The 18,233-nt window shown below is 72.6% G+C and carries 18 protein-coding genes and 1 pseudogene; 9 read left to right on the top strand and 10 right to left on the bottom strand.

Going from position 1 to position 18,233, the window contains the following annotated elements; all coding sequences use genetic code 11:
- Positions 1–16 precede the first annotated feature (16 nt).
- The gene (locus ACGFRF_RS04125; RefSeq protein WP_393736988.1) at positions 17–862 is read left to right on the top strand and encodes a spermidine synthase; all 846 of its coding nucleotides are present in this window, start codon (positions 17–19) and stop codon (positions 860–862) included.
- Here ACGFRF_RS04125 and ACGFRF_RS04120 read toward each other — a convergent pair.
- Entirely contained in the window at positions 824–2,119 is a 1,296-nt protein-coding gene (locus ACGFRF_RS04120) for an MFS transporter (RefSeq protein WP_393736986.1), read from the bottom strand. The genes ACGFRF_RS04125 and ACGFRF_RS04120 overlap by 39 nt on opposite strands.
- Positions 2,120–2,299: 180 nt before the next feature.
- Here ACGFRF_RS04120 and ACGFRF_RS04115 point away from each other — a divergent pair, with 180 nt between their 5' ends.
- Positions 2,300–2,626 carry a hypothetical protein gene (locus tag ACGFRF_RS04115; RefSeq protein ID WP_393736984.1) on the top strand — a complete coding sequence of 109 codons (327 nt, stop codon included), beginning with the start codon at positions 2,300–2,302 and terminating at the stop codon, positions 2,624–2,626.
- 58 nt (positions 2,627–2,684) lie between these two features.
- Here the strand turns inward: ACGFRF_RS04115 and ACGFRF_RS04110 are convergent, their stop codons facing one another.
- The gene (locus ACGFRF_RS04110; RefSeq protein WP_393736982.1) at positions 2,685–3,743 is read right to left on the bottom strand and encodes a hypothetical protein; all 1,059 of its coding nucleotides are present in this window, start codon (positions 3,741–3,743) and stop codon (positions 2,685–2,687) included.
- A 128-nt stretch (positions 3,744–3,871) separates the two neighbouring features.
- On the opposite strand from ACGFRF_RS04110, the gene ACGFRF_RS04105 reads away from it, so the two are divergent.
- A complete protein-coding gene (locus tag ACGFRF_RS04105; protein WP_393736980.1) occupies positions 3,872–4,330 on the top strand; it encodes a DUF4442 domain-containing protein in 459 nt (152 codons plus the stop codon).
- Between the two features lie 153 nt (positions 4,331–4,483).
- Here ACGFRF_RS04105 and ACGFRF_RS04100 read toward each other — a convergent pair.
- Positions 4,484–4,600, bottom strand: a pseudogene (locus ACGFRF_RS04100) (UTP--glucose-1-phosphate uridylyltransferase); the annotation flags it as partial.
- Positions 4,601–4,903: 303 nt separating this feature from the next.
- Between ACGFRF_RS04100 and ACGFRF_RS04095 the strand changes: the two are divergent.
- Positions 4,904–7,057 (top strand): ricin-type beta-trefoil lectin domain protein, encoded by a 2,154-nt coding sequence (locus tag ACGFRF_RS04095; protein WP_393736978.1) that lies wholly within the window; start codon positions 4,904–4,906, stop codon positions 7,055–7,057.
- Between the two features lie 185 nt (positions 7,058–7,242).
- Here ACGFRF_RS04095 and ACGFRF_RS04090 read toward each other — a convergent pair whose 3' ends face one another.
- Positions 7,243–8,256, bottom strand: a complete 1,014-nt coding sequence (locus tag ACGFRF_RS04090; protein WP_393737103.1) for a YbhN family protein — start codon at positions 8,254–8,256, stop codon at positions 7,243–7,245.
- Positions 8,257–8,608: 352 nt separating this feature from the next.
- Here ACGFRF_RS04090 and ACGFRF_RS04085 point away from each other — a divergent pair, with 352 nt between their 5' ends.
- On the top strand, positions 8,609–9,250 hold the full coding sequence (locus ACGFRF_RS04085; protein ID WP_393736976.1) for a DedA family protein: 642 nt from the start codon (positions 8,609–8,611) through the stop codon (positions 9,248–9,250).
- A 66-nt stretch (positions 9,251–9,316) separates the two neighbouring features.
- On the opposite strand, the gene ACGFRF_RS04080 is transcribed toward ACGFRF_RS04085, so the two are convergent.
- The gene (locus ACGFRF_RS04080; protein WP_393736974.1) at positions 9,317–9,844 is read right to left on the bottom strand and encodes a gamma carbonic anhydrase family protein; all 528 of its coding nucleotides are present in this window, start codon (positions 9,842–9,844) and stop codon (positions 9,317–9,319) included.
- Positions 9,845–9,953: 109 nt separating this feature from the next.
- On the opposite strand from ACGFRF_RS04080, the gene ACGFRF_RS04075 reads away from it, so the two are divergent.
- Positions 9,954–10,718 carry an acyltransferase gene (locus ACGFRF_RS04075; protein WP_393736972.1) on the top strand — a complete coding sequence of 255 codons (765 nt, stop codon included), beginning with the start codon at positions 9,954–9,956 and terminating at the stop codon, positions 10,716–10,718.
- A 27-nt stretch (positions 10,719–10,745) separates the two neighbouring features.
- Here the strand turns inward: ACGFRF_RS04075 and ACGFRF_RS04070 are convergent, their stop codons facing one another.
- Positions 10,746–11,603 (bottom strand): EamA family transporter, encoded by an 858-nt coding sequence (locus ACGFRF_RS04070; protein ID WP_393736970.1) that lies wholly within the window; start codon positions 11,601–11,603, stop codon positions 10,746–10,748.
- 107 nt (positions 11,604–11,710) lie between these two features.
- Here ACGFRF_RS04070 and ACGFRF_RS04065 point away from each other — a divergent pair, with 107 nt between their 5' ends.
- Together ACGFRF_RS04065 and ACGFRF_RS04060 are read left to right on the top strand one after the other, a co-directional pair.
- Positions 11,711–12,283, top strand: coding sequence for a helix-turn-helix domain-containing protein (locus ACGFRF_RS04065; RefSeq protein ID WP_393736968.1), 573 nt, complete (start codon positions 11,711–11,713; stop codon positions 12,281–12,283).
- A gap of 32 nt (positions 12,284–12,315) precedes the next feature.
- The gene (locus ACGFRF_RS04060; RefSeq protein ID WP_393736966.1) at positions 12,316–12,873 is read left to right on the top strand and encodes a YbaK/EbsC family protein; all 558 of its coding nucleotides are present in this window, start codon (positions 12,316–12,318) and stop codon (positions 12,871–12,873) included.
- Positions 12,874–12,888: 15 nt separating this feature from the next.
- Here the strand turns inward: ACGFRF_RS04060 and ACGFRF_RS04055 are convergent, their stop codons facing one another.
- Positions 12,889–14,085: a cation diffusion facilitator family transporter gene (locus tag ACGFRF_RS04055; RefSeq protein WP_393736964.1), complete on the bottom strand. Its 1,197-nt coding sequence runs from the start codon at positions 14,083–14,085 to the stop codon at positions 12,889–12,891.
- Between the two features lie 73 nt (positions 14,086–14,158).
- Between ACGFRF_RS04055 and ACGFRF_RS04050 the strand changes: the two genes are divergently transcribed.
- Positions 14,159–14,530, top strand: coding sequence for an ArsR/SmtB family transcription factor (locus ACGFRF_RS04050; RefSeq protein WP_393736962.1), 372 nt, complete (start codon positions 14,159–14,161; stop codon positions 14,528–14,530).
- Positions 14,531–14,571: 41 nt separating this feature from the next.
- Here ACGFRF_RS04050 and ACGFRF_RS04045 read toward each other — a convergent pair whose 3' ends face one another.
- The 3 genes from ACGFRF_RS04045 to ACGFRF_RS04035 all read right to left on the bottom strand — a co-directional run bounded on the left by ACGFRF_RS04045 (position 14,572) and on the right by ACGFRF_RS04035 (position 18,190).
- Entirely contained in the window at positions 14,572–15,798 is a 1,227-nt protein-coding gene (locus ACGFRF_RS04045; protein ID WP_393736960.1) for a 4-hydroxybenzoate 3-monooxygenase, read from the bottom strand.
- 144 nt (positions 15,799–15,942) lie between these two features.
- Complete coding sequence (locus ACGFRF_RS04040; RefSeq protein WP_393736958.1) at positions 15,943–17,580, bottom strand: APC family permease; 1,638 nt, start codon at positions 17,578–17,580, stop codon at positions 15,943–15,945.
- A 202-nt stretch (positions 17,581–17,782) separates the two neighbouring features.
- Complete coding sequence (locus tag ACGFRF_RS04035; protein WP_393736956.1) at positions 17,783–18,190, bottom strand: CoA-binding protein; 408 nt, start codon at positions 18,188–18,190, stop codon at positions 17,783–17,785.
- Between the last annotated feature and the right edge of the window lie 43 nt (positions 18,191–18,233).

Here is an 18,233-nt window from a genome sequence, read left to right as displayed (position 1 = left end):
GCGTCACAATGAGTGCGTGACCGAGCAGATACCCGTCTCCCGCACCACCGACCACGGCACCGCCAAGCTGATGCCCGATGTCGATCGGGAGCGGGCCTGGCTCCTGACGGTCGACGGGGCACCGCAGTCGTACGTCGATCTGGACGATCCCGCGCATCTGGAGTTCGAGTACACGCGGCGGCTCGGGCATGTCCTGGACGTCGTGGCCGAGGCCGGGCGGGCGCTGGACGTGGTGCACCTCGGCGGGGGCGCGCTGACGCTGCCCCGGTATGTGGCGGCCACCCGGCCCGGTTCGCGGCAGGACGTCGTCGAGGCGGACCGGGGACTGCTGGACCTGGTCGCCGAGCACCTGCCGCTGCCGGCGGGCTCGGGCGTCGTGCTGCACGCCGCCGATGCCCGGGCCTGGCTGGAGGCGGCTCCGGACGACCATGCCGATGTACTGGTCGCCGACGTGTTCGGCGGGTCCCGGGTGCCCGCGCACCTGACCACGCTCGCCTACGCGCGGCAGGCCGAGCGGGTCCTGCGGCCGGGCGGGGTCTATCTGGCCAACCTCGCCGACGCCGCGCCGTTCGGCTTTCTGCGGTCCCAACTGGCCACGTTCGCTGCCGTCTTCGAGGAACTCGCGCTGATCGCCGAGCCGGGGGTGCTGCGCGGCCGGCGGTTCGGCAACGCGGTGCTCGTCGCCGCGCACCGGCCCGTGGACATCGCCGTGCTGGCCCGCCGGACCGCGGCGGACGCCTTTCCGGCGCGGGTCGAACACGGCGCGGGCGTCCGGAAGTTCACCGGATCGGCCCGGCCGGTCGAGGACACCGACGCCGTACCGTCACCCGAGCCCCCCGACGGGGCGTTCGGCATCGGCTGACGCCGCCGGTGAGGCGGCGACCGGGCGGGCGCGGCGGGTCAGGGTGCGGACGTCCGGGACGAGCAGCACCAGGGCGGTGACCAGGACCACGAGGGCCGCGCAGCCCCACAGGGCGGCCGTGCGGCCGAAGGCCGTCTCGGCGGGGCCGGCCAGGGCCGCGGCGACGGGCATGAGGGAGACCGAGCCGAACCAGTCGTACGCCGAGACGCGGGAGAGCTTGTCCTCGGGGATCTCCTGGTGCAGCGCGGTCATCCAGGAGACGCCGAACACCTCCACCGTCGTACCGGCGGCGAACATCACCCCGTACAGCACGCCCGCCGGTACCGGCACGGCGAGCGCGGCGGAGGGCAGGGCCAGCGGGAAGACGCACAGCGTGCCGGCGAGCAGCAGCCGGCGGGGTTTCCAGCGGGTCATCAGCAGGGCACCGGCCACCGTGCCCGCGCCGAACGCGGCCAGCGCCAGGCCCCAGGGGCCCGCACCGCCCAGGCTGTCGCGGGCGACCAGCGGGCCGTAGACGGCGTCGGCCGCGCCGACCACCGCGTTGGCTATCGAGAACTGCACGACGATGCCCCACAGCCAGGGCCGGCCGATGAACTCCCGCCAGCCCTCGCGCAGATCGGCCAGCATGCCCTCGCCCGGTGTGCGCGGCGGGATGTGGCTGACGTCGAGGAAGGAGCGCAGCGCACCGGCGAGGGCGAAGGCCGCCGCGTCGACCGCGAGCACCCAGCCGGGGCCGATCACCGCGACCAGGGCGCCGCCGAGTGCCGCGCCGCCGAGGGCCGCGCCCTGGGTGGCCATGCGGAAGACGGCGAACGCCCGGCCCGCCTGCTCGCCGTCGACGGAGGACATCAGCATGCCCTCGGCCGCCGGGCCGAAGAACGCCTGTCCGGTGCCGCCGAGCGCGGTGAGCAGCATCATCTGCCACAGCCGGGGCTCACCGGCCAGTACGAGCGTGGCGAAGGCCGCCTGGGAGAGGCAGTTGAGGACGTTGGCGGCGACCATCACCCGGTGCCGGGGGAGCCGGTCCGCGACCGCGCCGCCGATGAGCAGGAACACCACCAGCGGCAGGGTGCGGGAGGCGGCCACCAGACCCACGTCACCACCGTCGCCGCCCGTCTCCAGCACGGCGAACGCGGCCGCGATGAGCGAGCCGTTGGCGCCGAGACCGGTCACGATGGCGGCCGCGGTCAGCAGGGAGTAGTTGCGCCCGGCCCAGGCGGGTCTGCGGGGGCGGTGCGGGGTGACGGCTGTGTTCACCGGCCGACTATCGCCCGCCCGAGCTCCCGATTCAATCGAGTTGCCGGCCGCGCGCCACGCCGAGTGGTCTTGCTCGACCGCCTCTTTGACGCCTGAGGTGATGCCTTTTAAGGTGATCTAGTCATGTTCATGACGATTTGCCACCCCCAGGACCCCTTGGTTCCCAAGGAAAGGACCGTCATGCGAAAGCATGTCGCAGCCGTCATCGGCACGGCCGCGCTCATCGGCGCGGCCCTCCCCGCGATGGCCGCGGCGCCCGCCTCGGCCGCCGCGTTCACCTGCCACCCCGCCGGCCACACCTACACCGTCTCCGGGGAGAAGGTCCCCGTTCACGCCACGCCGTCCCCGCACGGCAGGGTGATCGACTACGTGTACAAGAACAACAAGGTGCACGCCCAGCTCGAGTGCGACAACAGCACCGGCACCTGGGAGTGCATCGGCCAGTGTCACGACCCGGAGGAGACGCTCAACGGCCGTTGGGTCGCCCGTAACTATCTGAGGGGCTGAGCCTCCCTACGGTTCCGGCCCACCGCGACGCGGTGGGCCGGAACGCCTATGAGCTACGTCACTCGTGCGTCGGCGTCCCGTGCAGCCGGACCGTGCCGAGCACCTTGAGGACGGTCGCCTTCGGGACCTCGCCCTTCACACCCTTGGCTCCGTAGAAGTTGAACGACACGAACTTGTGCGCGCTGTTCTCGAAGCCGAAGGTGAGTGCCTTGCCGTCGGACACGCACTTGCCCTTCCGAGGCGTGTCGGTCGACTGGGCCCAGGCGTAGCTGCCCTTGATGCCCGAGGTGGTGGTGAAGGGGGTGGCCTTCTTGTCCCACGAGATGCTCTTCTTGTCCGGGTCGGTGTAGCCGCCGAAGACCCACCAGGCCGGTGTCTTGAGCGCGATCTCGTCGGTGTTCTTGGCGCCGACGGCGCCCTTGGTGCCCACCGCGGCCAGCGGGGTGTCCTCGGTCCGGCCGTCCTTGTCGGTGTCGGAGGTGCACCACTCGGGCTTGTACTCCGCGGCGCCCGACATGGTGATCCCCTTCTGCTTCTCGTCCTCGAACTCGAAGCCGATCCCGAGGCCGGGGGACCTGACCACCCAGTCCGCGGGCACGTCGAAGGCGATGCCCCACTTGGGGTTCACCACCACCTTCCAGCCCGCGACGGTCGGCTTCGCCGTCTCGTTGCCGCGCGGGTCGTCCTCCGTGGCCGAGGAGGTCGCAGTGGGTGTCGGTTCCGCCGTGGGCGGCCCGCTCGTGTGCTGACCGTTCTTGCCGCCCTCCGCCTCGTCGTCCTTCGAACCGCCGAGGACCAGGAAGCCGGTGACGGCGGCGGTGACGACGACCGCCGTGGCCGCGATGACCGCGATCAGTTTCGTGCGGCCGCCGCCGCCCTGCGGGGACTCGGGCATCGGCACGGTGGGCTGCTGCCCCCACTGCGGCTGCTGCCCGTACTGAGCGGCCTGCTGCTGCGCGTACTGTCCCGCCGGCTGCTGCTGTCCGTACTGGCCCGCCTGCGGGTACTGCTGCGGTCCGGGCTGCTGGTACGGATTCGGCTGCTGGTAACCCGGCTGCTGGTACGGATTCGGCTGCGGGTTCTGCGCGCCCCCTGGCGGCTGCTGCTCTGGCCACATGGCCAGTAACCCTAGTGCGGCGGCGGACACGGTTCGGTCACCGGTCCTCGGCAGACGCGTGACGAAGGGAGGTGACCGTCGGCACACGACCTGGCCAGCCTCTGCTACTCGCGAGTAACATGCCGTTCATGAGCGCAGACCAGATGTCGATCGGCGAGATGCTCGCCGCCACCGTGCCCATGGCCCGGACCCTGAACCTCGAGTTCCTGGAGACCGCACCGGACCGGGCCGTGGTCTCCCTGCCGGACCAGGGCGCGTACCACAATCACGTGGGCGGGCCGCACGCCGGTGCGATGTTCACGCTCGGGGAGTCGGCCAGCGGAGCCATCGTGCTGGCCGCCTTCGGCGACCAGCTCTCGCGCGCGGTGCCGCTCGCCGTGCGGGCCGAGATCGCCTACAGGAAGCTGGCGATGGGCGCCGTCACCGCGACCGCGACCCTGGGCCGCCCGGCCGCGGAGGTCGTCGCCGAACTGGACGCGGGCCGGCGCCCCGAGTTCCCCGTGTCGATCGAGATCCGGCGCGCGGACGGAGCGGTGACCGGCGAGATGACGGTGGTCTGGACGCTGCGTCCCGACAGCCAGGACTGAGCCCGGTGTTCGGGGAGGGGCCCGCGCGGACCCCTCTTCGTCCCGAGCCGTGTCGCACCGCCCGGTACGGCTCCTGGGCGCCGGTGCCGGTATGCGTGCCGGTGCCGCCGTCCGCCGGCCCGGCCGCGAACTCCCCGATGCGGCCGGTGAATTCTTCGGTGTGGCCTTGGCCGCAAGCAGGAACCGGGTGCCCGGACCGGCAGCCGGTACGACCGCTTTGCGAACCGTACGCGGGCGGGCGGGAGTCGCTGGGGAGCGCGGGGCGATCATGCGGACCATGCCGGAACACGTGGTGAGAGCGCGCCCGGAGAATCATGGGAACCGGCGGTGCCTGCGGACTCCGGAGATACCGCCGGTAACTTCCCTGGAATTCACTGGCTTTGCTGCCGAGTCATTCCCAACTCCTTGTTTCCTGTGAGGCGCGTGTGCGAAGGTGAGCCTCCCCGCGGGAGGGCCACGGCAGGCGCAGAACGCCAAAGCCGGCCCCTTAAAAAGGTATGCACCAATCAGGCACTGCTTTCCGACAGGACGCCGTTTCGCATGCCGTCCTGCGGCTGGAAAGGAAATGGTTCCGTGCAGTCCCCTTACCCCCCACGCCCGCCGTACCCACCGCTGCCCGGTCCGGCCGGGGAGTCCGACCGCGATCTCGTCGCCCGGCTCGGCGGCCCGCACATCGCCCACCACCACGCGGTCGCCGTGCTGCTGGCCCGGCACTGGCACGCCGCCCGCGACTACGCGATCGTCTGCCTGGCCTCCGCCGGACCCACGGCCGACCTGGTCGCCACCGCCGCCTTCCATCAGGTGCTCGGCCGCATGGCCGGCGCAGCGGTCGGCGGCGCTCTGCGTCCGCAGCTGCTGACGGCCGTCCGTGCCACCGTCCGCGCCTGGGCGACGGACGAGAGAACCTGCGCCACCCTGCCGGAATTGCGTAAAACCACCGGCGGACGCGGACTCAGTGCGACACAGCCCGGAACACCGGAAAGGCGGCTTCTCGCCGAACGTGCATTTCGGGCCCTTTCCGGCGCCTCGCAGTGCCTTCTCTGGCACACCGAGGTCGAAGCGGAACCCATAAACATACCCGCTGGTCTGCTGGGGCTCGACGTGGCCACCGCGACGGCCGCCCTGGAGCAGGCGCGGGAGCAATTCCGCACGGGTTGCGTACGTGCCCACCGGGAACTCGCGCCCTCCCCGGAATGCCGCTTCCACACCCGGCTCCTCGACGTCCCGCTGCGCCGCGGCGGCACCCTGCTGCCGGACGTGCGCCGCCACCTGACGGCCTGTCGGCACTGCCGGTACGCCGCCGAACAACTCGCCCGATTCGACGGCAGCCTGGAACTCCTGCTCGCCGAGACCGTGCTCGGCTGGGGCGCCCGCCGCTATCTCGACGCACGCCCCGGCCGCGCCACCCCCGGGCAAGGGGCGTCCCCCGAGGCGGCCGAGACGGCACCCCTGACGGCCCGAGGCCGGCACCGCACCGGGGCGGAGAGCCGCCGTCGCTCGGCGGTGGCCGTCGGTGCGGGGCTGACCTCGCTCGCACTGCTCGCCACCGTCCTCGTGGCCAGGAGCTGGTCAGACGGCAACGGTGTCCGCGTGGCCGGTGCCACCTGGGGCGCCCCCGCCGGACACGCCACCCGTCCGAGCGGCACCGGCGCGCGGCCCGCCACATCACCCTCCGCCGTCCCGGTCGGCGGGCCCGTCGAGGTCGCCCACGGCCGACTGCGCGGCCTCGCCTCCGGGCTCTGCCTGGACCTGCACGGGGGCGAGGCCGCGGCGGGCGTGGGCGTCCGGCTCGCGGACTGCTCGTCGGCTGCCTCGCAACAATGGTCGTACCAGGACGACGGACTGCTGCGCAGTGCCGCCGCCCCCTCGCTCTGCCTCGCCACCGACCCCGGGACGAAGACCGTCGTGGTGGACGGCTGTGTCGTGCACGCGGGCGAGGTCTCGTACGACTTCACGGTGCGGGGCGAGATCCTGATCCGTCGGCACAACCGCCTTGTCCTCACCCCGGGTTCCGGTGGTTCCACCGCCCGTGTGGGGGTCGCGGCCCGGGACGGCTCGTCCCGGCAGCGGTGGGTGCTGGAGCCGGGCGCGGGCGGGCTGCCGCACTCCGATGCGGGACCGGGTTCGTCGGATACGCCGGACGGCCGGGAGCCGGCGCCGCCGCAGCGAGACGGTGCCGGGCGGGCACCCGAGGGGAGCAGACCGGGCGACACCGCGCACGGGACGCCCCGCGGCGAGGGCGAGAGCCCCGGGGAGTACGACGAGACGCCGCGCGTCGCCCGGATACGTGCCGAGGGCGAACAGCGGCAGGGCGCGCCCGCCGCACCCGGCGACCTGGTGGACGCGGTGGGTGACCTCGTCACGCCCGGTCGCCGACGCGCTCGGCCCACCGGCCACCGACGCCGCACCGCTGCCGGTCGCGACCGCCTCCACGTCGGCCGGGGTGGGGTCGCTGCTCGGCTGACGCGCCAGGGAGACAGCCGCGACGAGAAGGGGCCACCCGCAGGGCGGCCCCTTTCGCGCGGAGCACCCGCCGAGGAGACAGCCGCGACCGGAAGGAGCCAGCGTGCAGGGCGGCCCCTTTCGATGGGAACACCCGCCCGGGGCCTCAGGGGCGCGGCGCTCACCCCACACGCCCGCGGCGTTATGCGCCGGGCTCGTGCTGGTGGTCTTGGTGGTCGGCTGTGTGGGACCGGTGGCTGGGGTGGCAGCGCGGTCATTGTGTGACCGGTGATCCTGTCGGTCGGCCCTGTGTGACTGGTGGCCGTGGTGGTCGGTCGTGCGTGTCCGGTGGCCCGGTCGGCCGGTCGGGTGGGGTCGGGGGCCTTGGTAGCGGCCGACTGCGACCGATGCCCTGGTGGACGACCGGGTGTATCCCGACGTCTTGGCGGTGCGTCCCGCGGGACCCGGGGTCACAGCACCTTGGCGCGGATCAGTGCCGACAGCACCAGGGCACCGGGCAGCAGGGGGAGCCAGTCGGTCAGCAGGCGGTGGCCGATCACGGTCGCCGTGGCCACCGTCGGCGTGGAGCCGAACGTGACCAGCGTCCACACCAGCGCCGCGTCGACCGCGAGCCCGCCCGGCGCCGGCAGCGCCCCGACCGCCGTGCCCGCCGCGAGGTAGGCGAGCGCCACCTGCTCCCACGGCAGTCCCAGCCCGAGCGAGGCCCCGACACAGGCGAGGGCGCCCGCGTGCAGCAGCGGCATCGCGACCGCACCGCCCCACAGCGCGAACACCCGGCAGGGCCGCGAGTGCACGAGACGCGCGTCGGTGAGAGCCGCCCGCGCCAACCCGGTCACCGGCCGCCGCAACGGCCGTACCACGGTCAGCAGCACTCCTACGCTCGCGAGGAGGCCACCTGCCACGGCGGCGACCGGCACGAGCAGCCGCCCGTCCGGAACCAGCCCACCCAGGCGCCGCCAGGCCGGCGAGGCCGCCAGGAACACGAGCAGCACCAGTGTCTTCGCGACGGACCTCACCAGCGAGTAGAGGCCGATCGACGCGGTGGCCCGGTCCAGCGGCACCCCCCGGGCCCGCAGGAAGCGCAGGGTGACGGCATGGGCGCCGAGCCCGCCGGGCAGCGCGTGATTGGCGGCACCGGCGGCGAACTGCGAGGCCAGCAGCAGCCCCGGCGGCAGCCGGTCCGGCAGGGCGCCCTGCCGGACGCACGAGGCCGCCACCCAGGTCAGACAGGTGAGGCCGGCACCCGCCAGCAGCCATCGCGGATCGGCAGTGGCCAGCCGCCGGACGCCCTCGTACAGCAGGGGCCGGTTGCTGACGGCCCAGATCCCGGCGAGCAGCACCGGAGCCAGGCACAGGGCCAGCCGCACGGGCCGGGCCGACAGGAGGGACGTCGGCCGGGCCGGGGCGCCGGGACCGGGGCCGGGAGCCTCGGGTACGGGCGCCAGGGCCTGGGTGCCGTGAATGCCATCGCCCGCGCGGGAGGCCTCCTGCGCGGGGAGCGGGTCGGAGGAAGCGGCGGACACCGGAGCGAGCGGGGGGAGCGGGGGGAGCGGGGACAGTGAGGACACGGGGACGTCGTCCTTCCGCTGCGGGCCCCGCGGCGGGGACCTGGGGGAGGCGGGCCGGGCGAACAGCGGGGAGCCTTCCCCTCCCGCGTGACACCGGGATGTCCGGAAACCGAAGGAGCGAGGGCGGGACGCCGCCGGGCGGGCGCGCACGAGCAGCCGTTCACCGCCGACCAGGTAGCCTTCCCGTGGGGCGTGCTTCGCATGCGAGGCCCCGAAGCGAAGGACAGCGACAGGGGAGGAACCGGCGGTGCACGTCCAGGAATGGCTCGACACGGTGCCCGCGGCCGCCGTCTATGCCCTGGTGGGCCTGGTGATCGGCCTGGAGAGCCTCGGCATCCCGCTGCCGGGGGAGATCGTCCTGATCTCGGCGGCGCTGCTGTCCTCACAGCACTCGGGCATCAACCCGGTCGTGCTCGGCCTGTGCGCCACCGCCGGTGCCGTGATCGGCGACTCCATCGGCTACGCGATCGGCCGCAAGGGCGGCCGCCCGCTGCTGGCCTGGCTCGGCAAGAAGTTCCCGAGGCACTTCAGCGAGGGCCATGTGGCCACCGCGGAGCGGTCCTTCGAGAAGTGGGGCATGTGGGCCGTCTTCTTCGGCCGCTTCGTCGCCCTCCTGCGCATCTTCGCCGGCCCGCTCGCGGGCGTCCTGCACATGCCGTACTGGAAGTTCCTGACGGCCAACCTCCTCGGCGGCATCTGCTGGGCGGGTGGCACCACGGCCGTCATCTACTACGTCGGCATCGTCGCCGAGGACTGGCTGAAGAGGTTCTCGTACCTGGGCCTGGCGGTGGCGGTACTGATCGGCCTGGCCTCCATGCTGGTGATCAAGCGCAAGGCGAAGAAGGCCCAGCAGGAGCGAGAAGCGGAACCCGTGGGCGCCGGCGACTGAGCCCACCGGAAAGGGGCGCGGGGAACTGCGCGGCAGGACCCCACTCACCCCCTCCGCGATCGCGACCTACTCGTGCACCCCGCGATGCGCCTTCGCCAACTCGGCGTACAGCGTGCCGTTGAGGGTGACCCCCTGCCGTTCCTCCTCGGTGAGCTCCCTCTTCACCTTCGCCGGCACCCCGGCCACCAGCGACCCCGGCGGCACGACCATCCCCTGCGGCACCAGAGCCTGAGCGGCAACGAGAGACCCGGCGCCGATCACCGCCCCGTTGAGCACCGTCGCCCCCATCCCGATCAGGCAGTCGTCCTCGACGGTCGCCCCGTGCACCACCGCGTTGTGCCCGACGGACACCCGCTCCCCGACACTGACCGGGAACCCGGGATCGGCGTGCAGCGTCACGTTGTCCTGCAGATTGGCACTCGCCCCCACGGTGATCCTCTCGACGTCACCGCGCACGACGGCCCCGTACCAGACGCTCGCCCCCGCGTGCAGGGTCACGTCACCGATCACGGAGGCCGTGGGCGCGACGAACGCCTCCGGATCGACCTGGGGTTCCTTGCCGCCGATGCCCACGATCAGCGCCTTCTGCGTCATCACCGTCTCCTCCCGTTCGTGGTGTCCCCGCACGGTACGACACACGGTGGGGTGAAGATCACAGCAGCCCGCCGTCTCCGCCCAGGCAACCGATGAGTAACGTGAGCTCGTGCCGAAGCGCAAGAACACGTTCTCATCCTGGCGACGCCGGCTGGTGCAGCGCGCCGTGCACACCTGCTGGTCCTGGGCGCAGCACGCCGGCTCGGTGACGGCCGAGAACCCCGGCCGCTTCCGTTTCGGCTCGATCGGCGAAGCCACCAGACTGGCCTTCCCGCTCGGCACGGTCTTCGGGGAACCCTGGATCCACCTGGGCTCCCACTGCATCATCGGCGAGCAGGTCACCCTCACCGCCGGACTGATGCCGGACCTGGATCTCGGCCCGGACCCGATCCTGCGCATCGGCGACGGGGTGGTCCTCGGCCGCGGCAGCCACGTCATCGCGGACACGACGGTCACCATCGGCAGCGACTGCTACTTCGGCCCGTACGTCTACGTCACCTCCACCAACCACTCCTACGACGACCCGCACGAGCCCATCGGCAAGCAGTGGCCGCGGATGGAGCCGGTCGAGATCGGCCCGGGCTGCTGGATCGGCACCGGCACGGTGATCCTGCCGGGTGCGCGGATCGGCCGGAACGTGGTCGTCGCGGCCGGTGCCGTCGTACGCGGCACCGTGCCCGACCACGCGGTGGTGGCCGGGGCGCCGGCCCGCGTGGTCCGCCGCTGGACGCCAGACGACGGCTGGCAGCCGCCGCTCAGGACCCCCGCTCCGGTGCCGATCCCGGAAGGGACGACGCCGGACCAGCTGCGGGCGCTGGCGGAGCTGGACGAGGACGGGGTGGCACGGCTCGCCGCGCTGGAACCCGAGAGCTGACCCGCGGGGCGCGGGCCGGCACCCGGCTCAGCCGGTCGCCAGCAGCAGGGTGCCCAGCAGAGCCAGTCCCGCTCCGGCTGCCTGCACCGCGCGCAGCCGCTCGCTGAGGAAGCCCCGCGCGGCCAGTGCGGTCACCACCGGGTACAGCGAGGCGAGGACGGCCGCCACGGTGACCGGGCCGTGCTGGGCGGCGATCGCGTAGGTGCCGTTGGCCGCCACGTCGGCGAGCCCGACGAACGCCAGCGCGGGCAGTGAGGCCCAGGGGAAGCCGGCTTCCGGCAGGGCGGTACCACCGCGCCGGACCGAGGCGGCGAGTGCGGCCCCGCCCACGGCGACGTTCGTCAGCCGCTGCACGAACAGCGCGAGGAACAGGCCCGTGACATTGGTCGAGGCCTCCGTGATCAGTGCGAACACCGTGCCGAAGCCCAGCGCCGCGACCAGCGTCAGCAGGACCGCCTGCCGCTGCACGGCCGCGCCGCGCAGCTGCGGGCCGCCCGCGAGGACGACGCCGGTGACGGCGACGGCGATGCCCGCGACCTGGAGCAGGCCCGGGCGCTCGCCGAGCACCAGGCCGACGCCGACCGGGACGGCGACGCTGAGGGTGGCGAGCGGCGAGACGACCCCCATCGGGCCGAGCGCGAGGGCTTTGTAGAAGGAGAGCAGCGCCACAGGTCCGGCCAGGCCGGCCGCGACGGCGAACCACAGCCGGGGCCCGGCCTCGCTCCACCCTCCCGTGGCGAGGACGATCGCGCCCAGCACGGCCGCCGCGATCGCCTGGGAGACGACCACCACCGTCAGCGCGGGGGTACGGCGTGTCAGCAGCCCGCCACCGAAGTCGGCCAGCCCCCACAGGAGACTGGTGGCCAGGGCGAAGAATGCTGTCACGGTGCCTCGCAGTACAGTTCGTTGAACGAGCGGGTGCACCTCACCGTAGTTCAGTCAACTGGACTGCGTCATCCACCATAATGAACATCTCGGATATTGGACGGAATGTGTCGGACCTCGAACTCCTGACCCAGTCCCTGGCGCGCAACGTGAAGCACTGGCGCTCGGTGCGGGGCTTCACCCTCGACGTGCTCGCCGCCCGGGCCGGCGTCAGCCGCGGGATGCTCATCCAGATCGAGCAGGCGCGCACCAACCCGAGCATCGGCACGGTCGTCAAGATCGGTGACGCGCTCGGCGTCAGCGTCACCACGCTCCTCGACTACGAACGGGGCCCCGAGGTCCGTGTCGTCCCCGCCGATCAGGCCGTACGGCTGTGGCACACCGAGGCCGGGAGCTACAACCGGCTCCTCGCCGGCACGGAGGCCCCCGGACCGCTGGAGATGTGGGACTGGCGCCTGATGCCGGGCGAGCGGAGCCCCTCCGACCCGCACCCGGTGGGCACGGTCGAACTGGTCCATGTCACCGCCGGTGAACTGACCCTCACCGTGGACGGCGTCAGGCACCTCGTCCCGACCGGCGCGAGCGCCACGTTCGAGGCCAGTACCTCGCACACGTACGCCAACGAGGGCGACGAGCCCATGGAGATGGTGATGGCCGTATCGGTACCCCCCGTGCGCTGAACCGCTCCGGAGCGGACTGTTAGCGTGCGGCCATGCGCGCACCCATCGGAGACTTCGACACCGCCGTCCCCGCCCCGGACTGCCTGGACGAGCTGACCGCCCCCGTCGCCGACGCCGTACGCCGCTGGCAGGGCGCCGTCCCCGCCGACCGGATCGTCTACGTCGACACCGACCCGCGCTGGGCCGACACCGCCGTCTTCGTCGAGCACTACGGCCGCGATCTGCTGGAGCGGTCGGCGAACTGCGTGGTGGTCGCGGGCAAGCGGGGCGGTGAGACCACCCTTGCCGCGTGCGTGGTGCTCTCCACCACCCGGGTCGACGTCAACGGCGTAGTCCGCCGCCAACTCGGTTCCCGCAAGGCCTCGTTCGCCTCGATGGAGACGGCGACCGGGGAGACCGGCATGGAGTACGGCGGCATCACCCCGGTCGGACTGCCCACCGGCTGGCCGGTGCTGGTGGACTCGGCCGTCATCGACCTGCCCTACGTCCTGGTCGGCAGCGGCCGCCGACGCGGCAAGCTGCTGGTGCCCGGCAAGGCCCTCGCCGAACTGCCCGGCGCGGTGGTACTGGAGGGACTCGGCGTCGCCTGAGCCGCCGTCCGCCCGTCAGGCCGCCATATGGTGGGCCAGCGCCAGATGCGGGTCCTTCTCGCCCGGAGCCGGTGCCGGATCGGCGTGCACCAGGGCGGCCGTCAGCCTCGGCACGGCGTGCAGCAGAGCGTGTTCGGCCTCGACGGCGATCGCGTGCGCCTGCCGTACCGTCGCCTCGCCGTCCACCACCACCGCGACTTCGGCCCGCAGCCGGTGCCCGATCCAGCGCAGCCGCAGCTCGCCCACCTCCCGCACACCCGGCACGTCCCGCACCGCCCGCTCGGCCCGGTCCACCAGCGCCGGGTCGACGGCGTCCAGCACCCGCCGGAACACCTCCCGCGCCGCGTCCCGCAACACCAGTACGATCGCGGCCGTGATCGCCAGCCCCACGATCGGATCGGCCGTCTGCAGGCCCAGGGCCGAGCCCGCGGCGCCCACCAGCACGGCCAGCGAGGCGAATCCGTCGGTACGGGCGTGCAGCCCGTCGGCGACCAGCGCGGCCGAGCCGATCTCCCGGCCCACCCGGATCCGGTACCGGGCCACCCACTCGTTCCCGGCGAACCCCACCACCGCGGCCACCGCGACGGCCGGCAGGTGCTCGACCGGGCGCGGGTCGAGCAGCCGCCCGACGGCCGCCCACGCGGCGAAGGCCGCCGAGGCGGCGATGGTCAGCACGATGACGAGCCCCGCGAGATCCTCGGCACGCCCGTAGCCGTAGGTGAACCGGCGGGTCGCCGCCCGCCGCCCCAGCACGAAGGCGATGCCGAGGGGGACGGCGGTCAGCGCGTCGGCCGCGTTGTGCACCGTGTCCCCGAGCAGCGCCACCGACCCGGACACGGCCACCACGACCGCCTGCGCCAGCGCGGTCCCCCCGAGCACGGCCAGCGACACCCACAACGCCCGCATCCCGCGCGCCGACGACTCCAGCGCCGGGTCCAGCTTGTCCGCGGTCTCGTGGGAGTGCGGGGTGAGGAGGTGGGCGAGACGATGACGCAGGCCCGGGGAAGCGGCGTGCGTGTGCTCGTGCGGCCCGCGCCCGTGGTCGTGCGGGTGCCCGGCGTGGTCGTGCCCGTGTGCGTGTCCGCCGTCACCGTGCGCGTGCCCCGCGTGGTCGTACCCGCGCGTATGCCCGCGGTCGTGCGGGTGCCGGTGCCCCCCGTCGCCGTGCGGATGTCCGCCTGTCCCGTGCTGCTGGGGGTGCCGGTCGCTCACGTCGATCCCCTTCCGGTGTGCGGGAGTGGACGCACGGCGTCCATGGAGCCATTATGTGCGTATGAGCGCACGCATGCACCTATCAGCTGCGCATCATGCGCACCCGCGCAGCCCGGGCGAGGAGCAGTTCGCGCTCGCCGCCGAACTCCTGTCCCTGCTCGGGGACCGCACCCGCCTCGCCCTGCTGCACGCCCTGACGGCAGGGGAGGCCGACGTCACCACGCTCACCGAGGCATGCGGCGCCGCCCGCCCGGCCGTCAGCCAGCACCTGGCCCGGCTGCGGCTGGCCGGCCTGGTGGACACCCGCAAGGAGGGCCGCCGGGTGATCTACTCACTCCGGCACGGACACCTGCGCCGCCTGGTCGAGGAGGCACTGAGGACGGCGGACCACCGCCTCGCCGAGCGGACCGGAGAAGAGGGGCGGGCCACCGGGGCCGGGCGCTGAGCCGCTCCGGCAGGGCCGGTGTCCCCTTCGTGCCGGTCCGCTCAGAACGCGTCGGCCGTTCCGAGGTACTGCTCGGCGAAGGCCGCCGCCGCGGCCGGTGAGGTGAACAGCCGGCGGAGCCTGGCCAGCGTGGTCCCGGACCGGTACGGGTCGTCGTAGGAAGTGCCGTGGTAGATCTCGGACAGCCACTCCGAGAACTCCTCGTAGTCCCACACGCGCCGCAGGCACGCCTCCGAGTAGCCGTCCAGGCCCGTGGAGTCGCCCTTGGTCAGGTGCGCGACCAGGCCGTCGCCGAGCAGGAACGCGTCGTTCAGGGCCAGGTTCATGCCCTTGGCGGCGATCGGCGCGACGAGGTGTGCGGCGTCGCCGGCCAGGAAGAGACGGCCGAACACCATCGGTTCGACGACGTAGTTGTGCATGTCCAGCACCCGCTTCTCGACCAGCCGTCCCTCCGTCAGCGGTGGGCGGTCCGCCGCGCGCAGGCGCCGCTGCAGCTCTTTCCAGACACGTTCGTGCGACCAGTCGTCCGGGTCGTCGCCGGGCGGGCACTGGAGGTAGTAGCGGGTCAACTCGGGACTGCGCGCCATGTGTCCGGCGAACCCCGCGGGGTGCATGCCGAACAGCACGCAGTCGGAGGACGGCGGCGCCTCGGCGAGCAGCGCCAGCCAGCCGATGCCGTAGTCGTGGCGCGATATCCGCGCCCGCTCGGGCAGCGCGGCCCGGCTCGCCCCGCGGGCCCCGTCGCAGCCGGCGACGAAGTCGCAGTGCACCAGCAGCCGTTCGCCGCTGTCCGGGTCGGTGTACGACACGGAGGGCCGGTCCGAGTCCAGGTCGTGCAGGGCCACGTCCCGCACGCCGAAGCGGATCTCGCCCCCGCGCACGTCGGCGTACTCGCGCACGAGATCGGACACGAGCAGCGGCTGCGGGTAGACCCAGTGGTGACGCCCCGTCATTTCCGTGTAGGAGAAGCGGTACCCCTGGCCGTCGAAGCGGAACTCGCACTCGGCGTGCCGCTCCGCACGCTCCAGCAGGGAGCCGGCCAGGCCGCGTCGTTCCAGGCCGCGTACGGCCCATTCCTCGATGACCCCGGCGCGCGGCCGCCGTTCGATGAACTCTCTGCTCTCGGCCTCCAGGACCAGGCAGTCGACACCGGCGGACCGCAGGATGTTGCCGACGGTCAGGCCGGCCGGTCCGGCGCCCACGACGACGACCGGAAAGCGGCGGGGGGCGGGGGAGCCGGAGTGGGGGGAAGGGGAAGGAGACGTCACGCGAGCATTATGACGGTGTCCTGTCAGACCATGACGACCGCTCCGTGCATGAGGAGACCGTTCGCAGCGGGTGGAGGGTTCCGAGCGGGATGACGGTGTCCCATCGGCCGGGCCGACGGGACACCGTGCGGGGCGCGGGCGGGGTCAGTGCGCGGGCGCGTCCGTGACCACGACCTCCTCGATGCTGCGCTCGATCGCCTCGGGCGGGGAGGCGGTGGCCTTGGCCCAGTAGTAGATGACCAGGGAGAAGGCCGCGACGACCAGGATGTCCCACCACAGCGGGATGCTGCCCCGGCCGCCGAAGCCGCCCAGCCAGGAGATCAGGCCCAGGCCCACCAGGTAACCGGGCAGCCACTGCGCGGCCCTGAAGTCCAGCCGGGGCGCGTCGGGCAGCCGCTTGGCGGTGGCGTACCAGGCGTACGAGCCCAGCAACACGTAACCGAGCAGGATCGCGAAGCCCAGCCGCCACAGGGTGTCCCAGCCGGCCCAGTAGATGATGAGGTTGGCGACCACGAACGACAGCGGCGAGATGATCGTGCCGCCGGGCAGCCGGTAGGGACGCTCGTGGTGCGGAAGACGGTCGGCGAAGACGCCGTAGGCCAGCGGCGCGCCCGCGTACATCAGCACGCTCGCCGAGGTGATGAAGCCGACCAGCTCCTGCCAGCTCGGGAACGGCAGGAAGCAGACCACGCCGGTGACGAACGACATGAGGAGACCGAACCAGGGAACGCCGCGCCTGTCGGTCTTGGCGAAGGCCTTCGGGGCGTAGCCGTTCTTGGCCAGGCCGAAGGAGACCCGGGAGGTGGCGGTGGTGTAGATCAGGCCGGTGCCGCCGGGCGAGATGATCGCGTCGACGTAGAGCACCCAGCCCAGCCAGCCCAGGCCGACCAGGGTCGCCAGGCCCGCCCACGGACCGCTGATGCCGGGGAAGTCCAGCTTGGCCCAGCCGTGCGCGAACGAGGCGTGCGGCAGCGCGGCGATGAACACGACCTGCAGGAGGATGTAGATCACGGCGCCGATCGCCACGGAGCCGAGGGTCGCCCGCGGCAGGTCACGCTTGGGGTTGCGGCTCTCGCCCGCCAGCTGGATCGCCTGCTCGAAGCCGAGCAGCGCGAAGATGATGCCGCTGGAGCTGATGGCGCCGAGGACGCCCTTGGCGCCGAACGGCGCGAATCCCTCCGAGGTGAAGTTGCTCGCGTGGAAGTTGCCCACGGCGATGACGAAGATCGCCCCGAGCGGGACGGCGATCTTCCACCAGGTGGCGGCACTGTTGGTGTGGGCCAGGGCCCGTACGCCGAAGAAGTTGACGCCGACGAAGACCGCCATCAGAGCGACGGCCGTGACGAAACCGCTGGTCGTCAGCGTTCCGTCGACGTGCTGCAGACCCTGGGCCCACTTCCAGTGACCGGCGTAGCCGATCATGGCCTCGACCTCGATCGGGGCCACGGTCGCCGCCTGCAGCCAGGCGAACCAGCCGAAGGACATGCCGGCCAGGCCGCCGAACGCGTAGTGCGGGTAGCGGGCCGTGCCGCCCGCCACCGGGAACATGCCGCCGAGTTCGGCGTGCACGAGCGCCAGCAGCACGATCGCGACCGCGCCGATCACCCAGGAGACGAGCGCCGCGGGGCCGGCCACGACGACCGCTTTCTCGGCGCCGTACAGCCAGCCGGAGCCGATGATGGAGCCCACGGAGGCCCACATCAGACCGATCAGTCCGACGTCCCGGCGCAGACCGCCGGACTCCGTCCTGGCCTGTGGCAAGGCATGGTCGACTTTCGCCATGTCGAGTGGCCTCTCAGTTCATGAATGCAGAGCGAGGAACAAGGACGCCACAGGCTAGGAAGGCTTTCCGCGCCGACAGAAGACTGTTTCCTAAATCTTGACCCGGGATCTTACTTTTCTTGGGTACAGCCTTCGCACAGGTCAGAGGTCCAGTCGGAATGTCAATATTCAGCGCAGAATTGTGAGAAGAAGGTGAGACAGGCTAGTGCAGGCGGGGAATTTCGATGGCCGGGCAGCGGTCCATGACCATCTCAAGACCGGCCGCCCGGCTCCGCACGTAGGCGGCCTCGTCGACGACACCCAGCTGGAACCACACGGCCCGCGCGCCCTTCGCCACGGCGTCGTCGGCCACCGCGCCCGCCAGCGAGCTGTTGACGAAGACGTCCACCACATCCACGTCGAAGGGGATGTCCGCGAGGGAGGCGTAGCCCGGCTCGCCGTGCACCGTCTCGGCCTTGGGGTGCACCGGCACGATCCGCTTGCCGAAGCGCTGCAGCACCTGCGCCACCCCGTAGGCGGCCCGGTCCCGGTTGGCGGACAGGCCGACCACGGCCCAGGTGTCACCCAGCTCGGTCAGAATCCTGCGGATGGTCGCTTCGTCGCCGTACACGGCCGCCTCCTCGGGCTGCGGGGGATGTCGGATGGTCACCGGT

Origin of the sequence: Streptomyces sp. NPDC048521 (assembly GCF_043199855.1) — a bacterium.
Taxonomy (GTDB): Bacteria; Actinomycetota; Actinomycetes; order Streptomycetales; family Streptomycetaceae; genus Streptomyces.
Note: the sequence above shows the minus strand (reverse complement) of the source record. Positions and strands in the feature narration are given on the sequence as shown.

What these genes read in the sequence shown, in the direction of transcription:
- ACGFRF_RS04115 (WP_393736984.1), top strand. Translation starts at nt 2,300, where the DNA reads ATGCGAAAGCATGTCGCAGCCGTCATCGGCACGGCCGCGCTCATCGGC.
- ACGFRF_RS04110 (WP_393736982.1), bottom strand. Translation starts at nt 3,743, where the DNA reads ATGTGGCCAGAGCAGCAGCCGCCAGGGGGCGCGCAGAACCCGCAGCCG.
- ACGFRF_RS04105 (WP_393736980.1), top strand. Translation starts at nt 3,872, where the DNA reads ATGAGCGCAGACCAGATGTCGATCGGCGAGATGCTCGCCGCCACCGTG.
- ACGFRF_RS04080 (WP_393736974.1), bottom strand. Translation starts at nt 9,844, where the DNA reads ATGACGCAGAAGGCGCTGATCGTGGGCATCGGCGGCAAGGAACCCCAG.
- ACGFRF_RS04060 (WP_393736966.1), top strand. Translation starts at nt 12,316, where the DNA reads ATGCGCGCACCCATCGGAGACTTCGACACCGCCGTCCCCGCCCCGGAC.
- ACGFRF_RS04050 (WP_393736962.1), top strand. Translation starts at nt 14,159, where the DNA reads ATGCACCTATCAGCTGCGCATCATGCGCACCCGCGCAGCCCGGGCGAG.
- ACGFRF_RS04040 (WP_393736958.1), bottom strand. Translation starts at nt 17,580, where the DNA reads ATGGCGAAAGTCGACCATGCCTTGCCACAGGCCAGGACGGAGTCCGGC.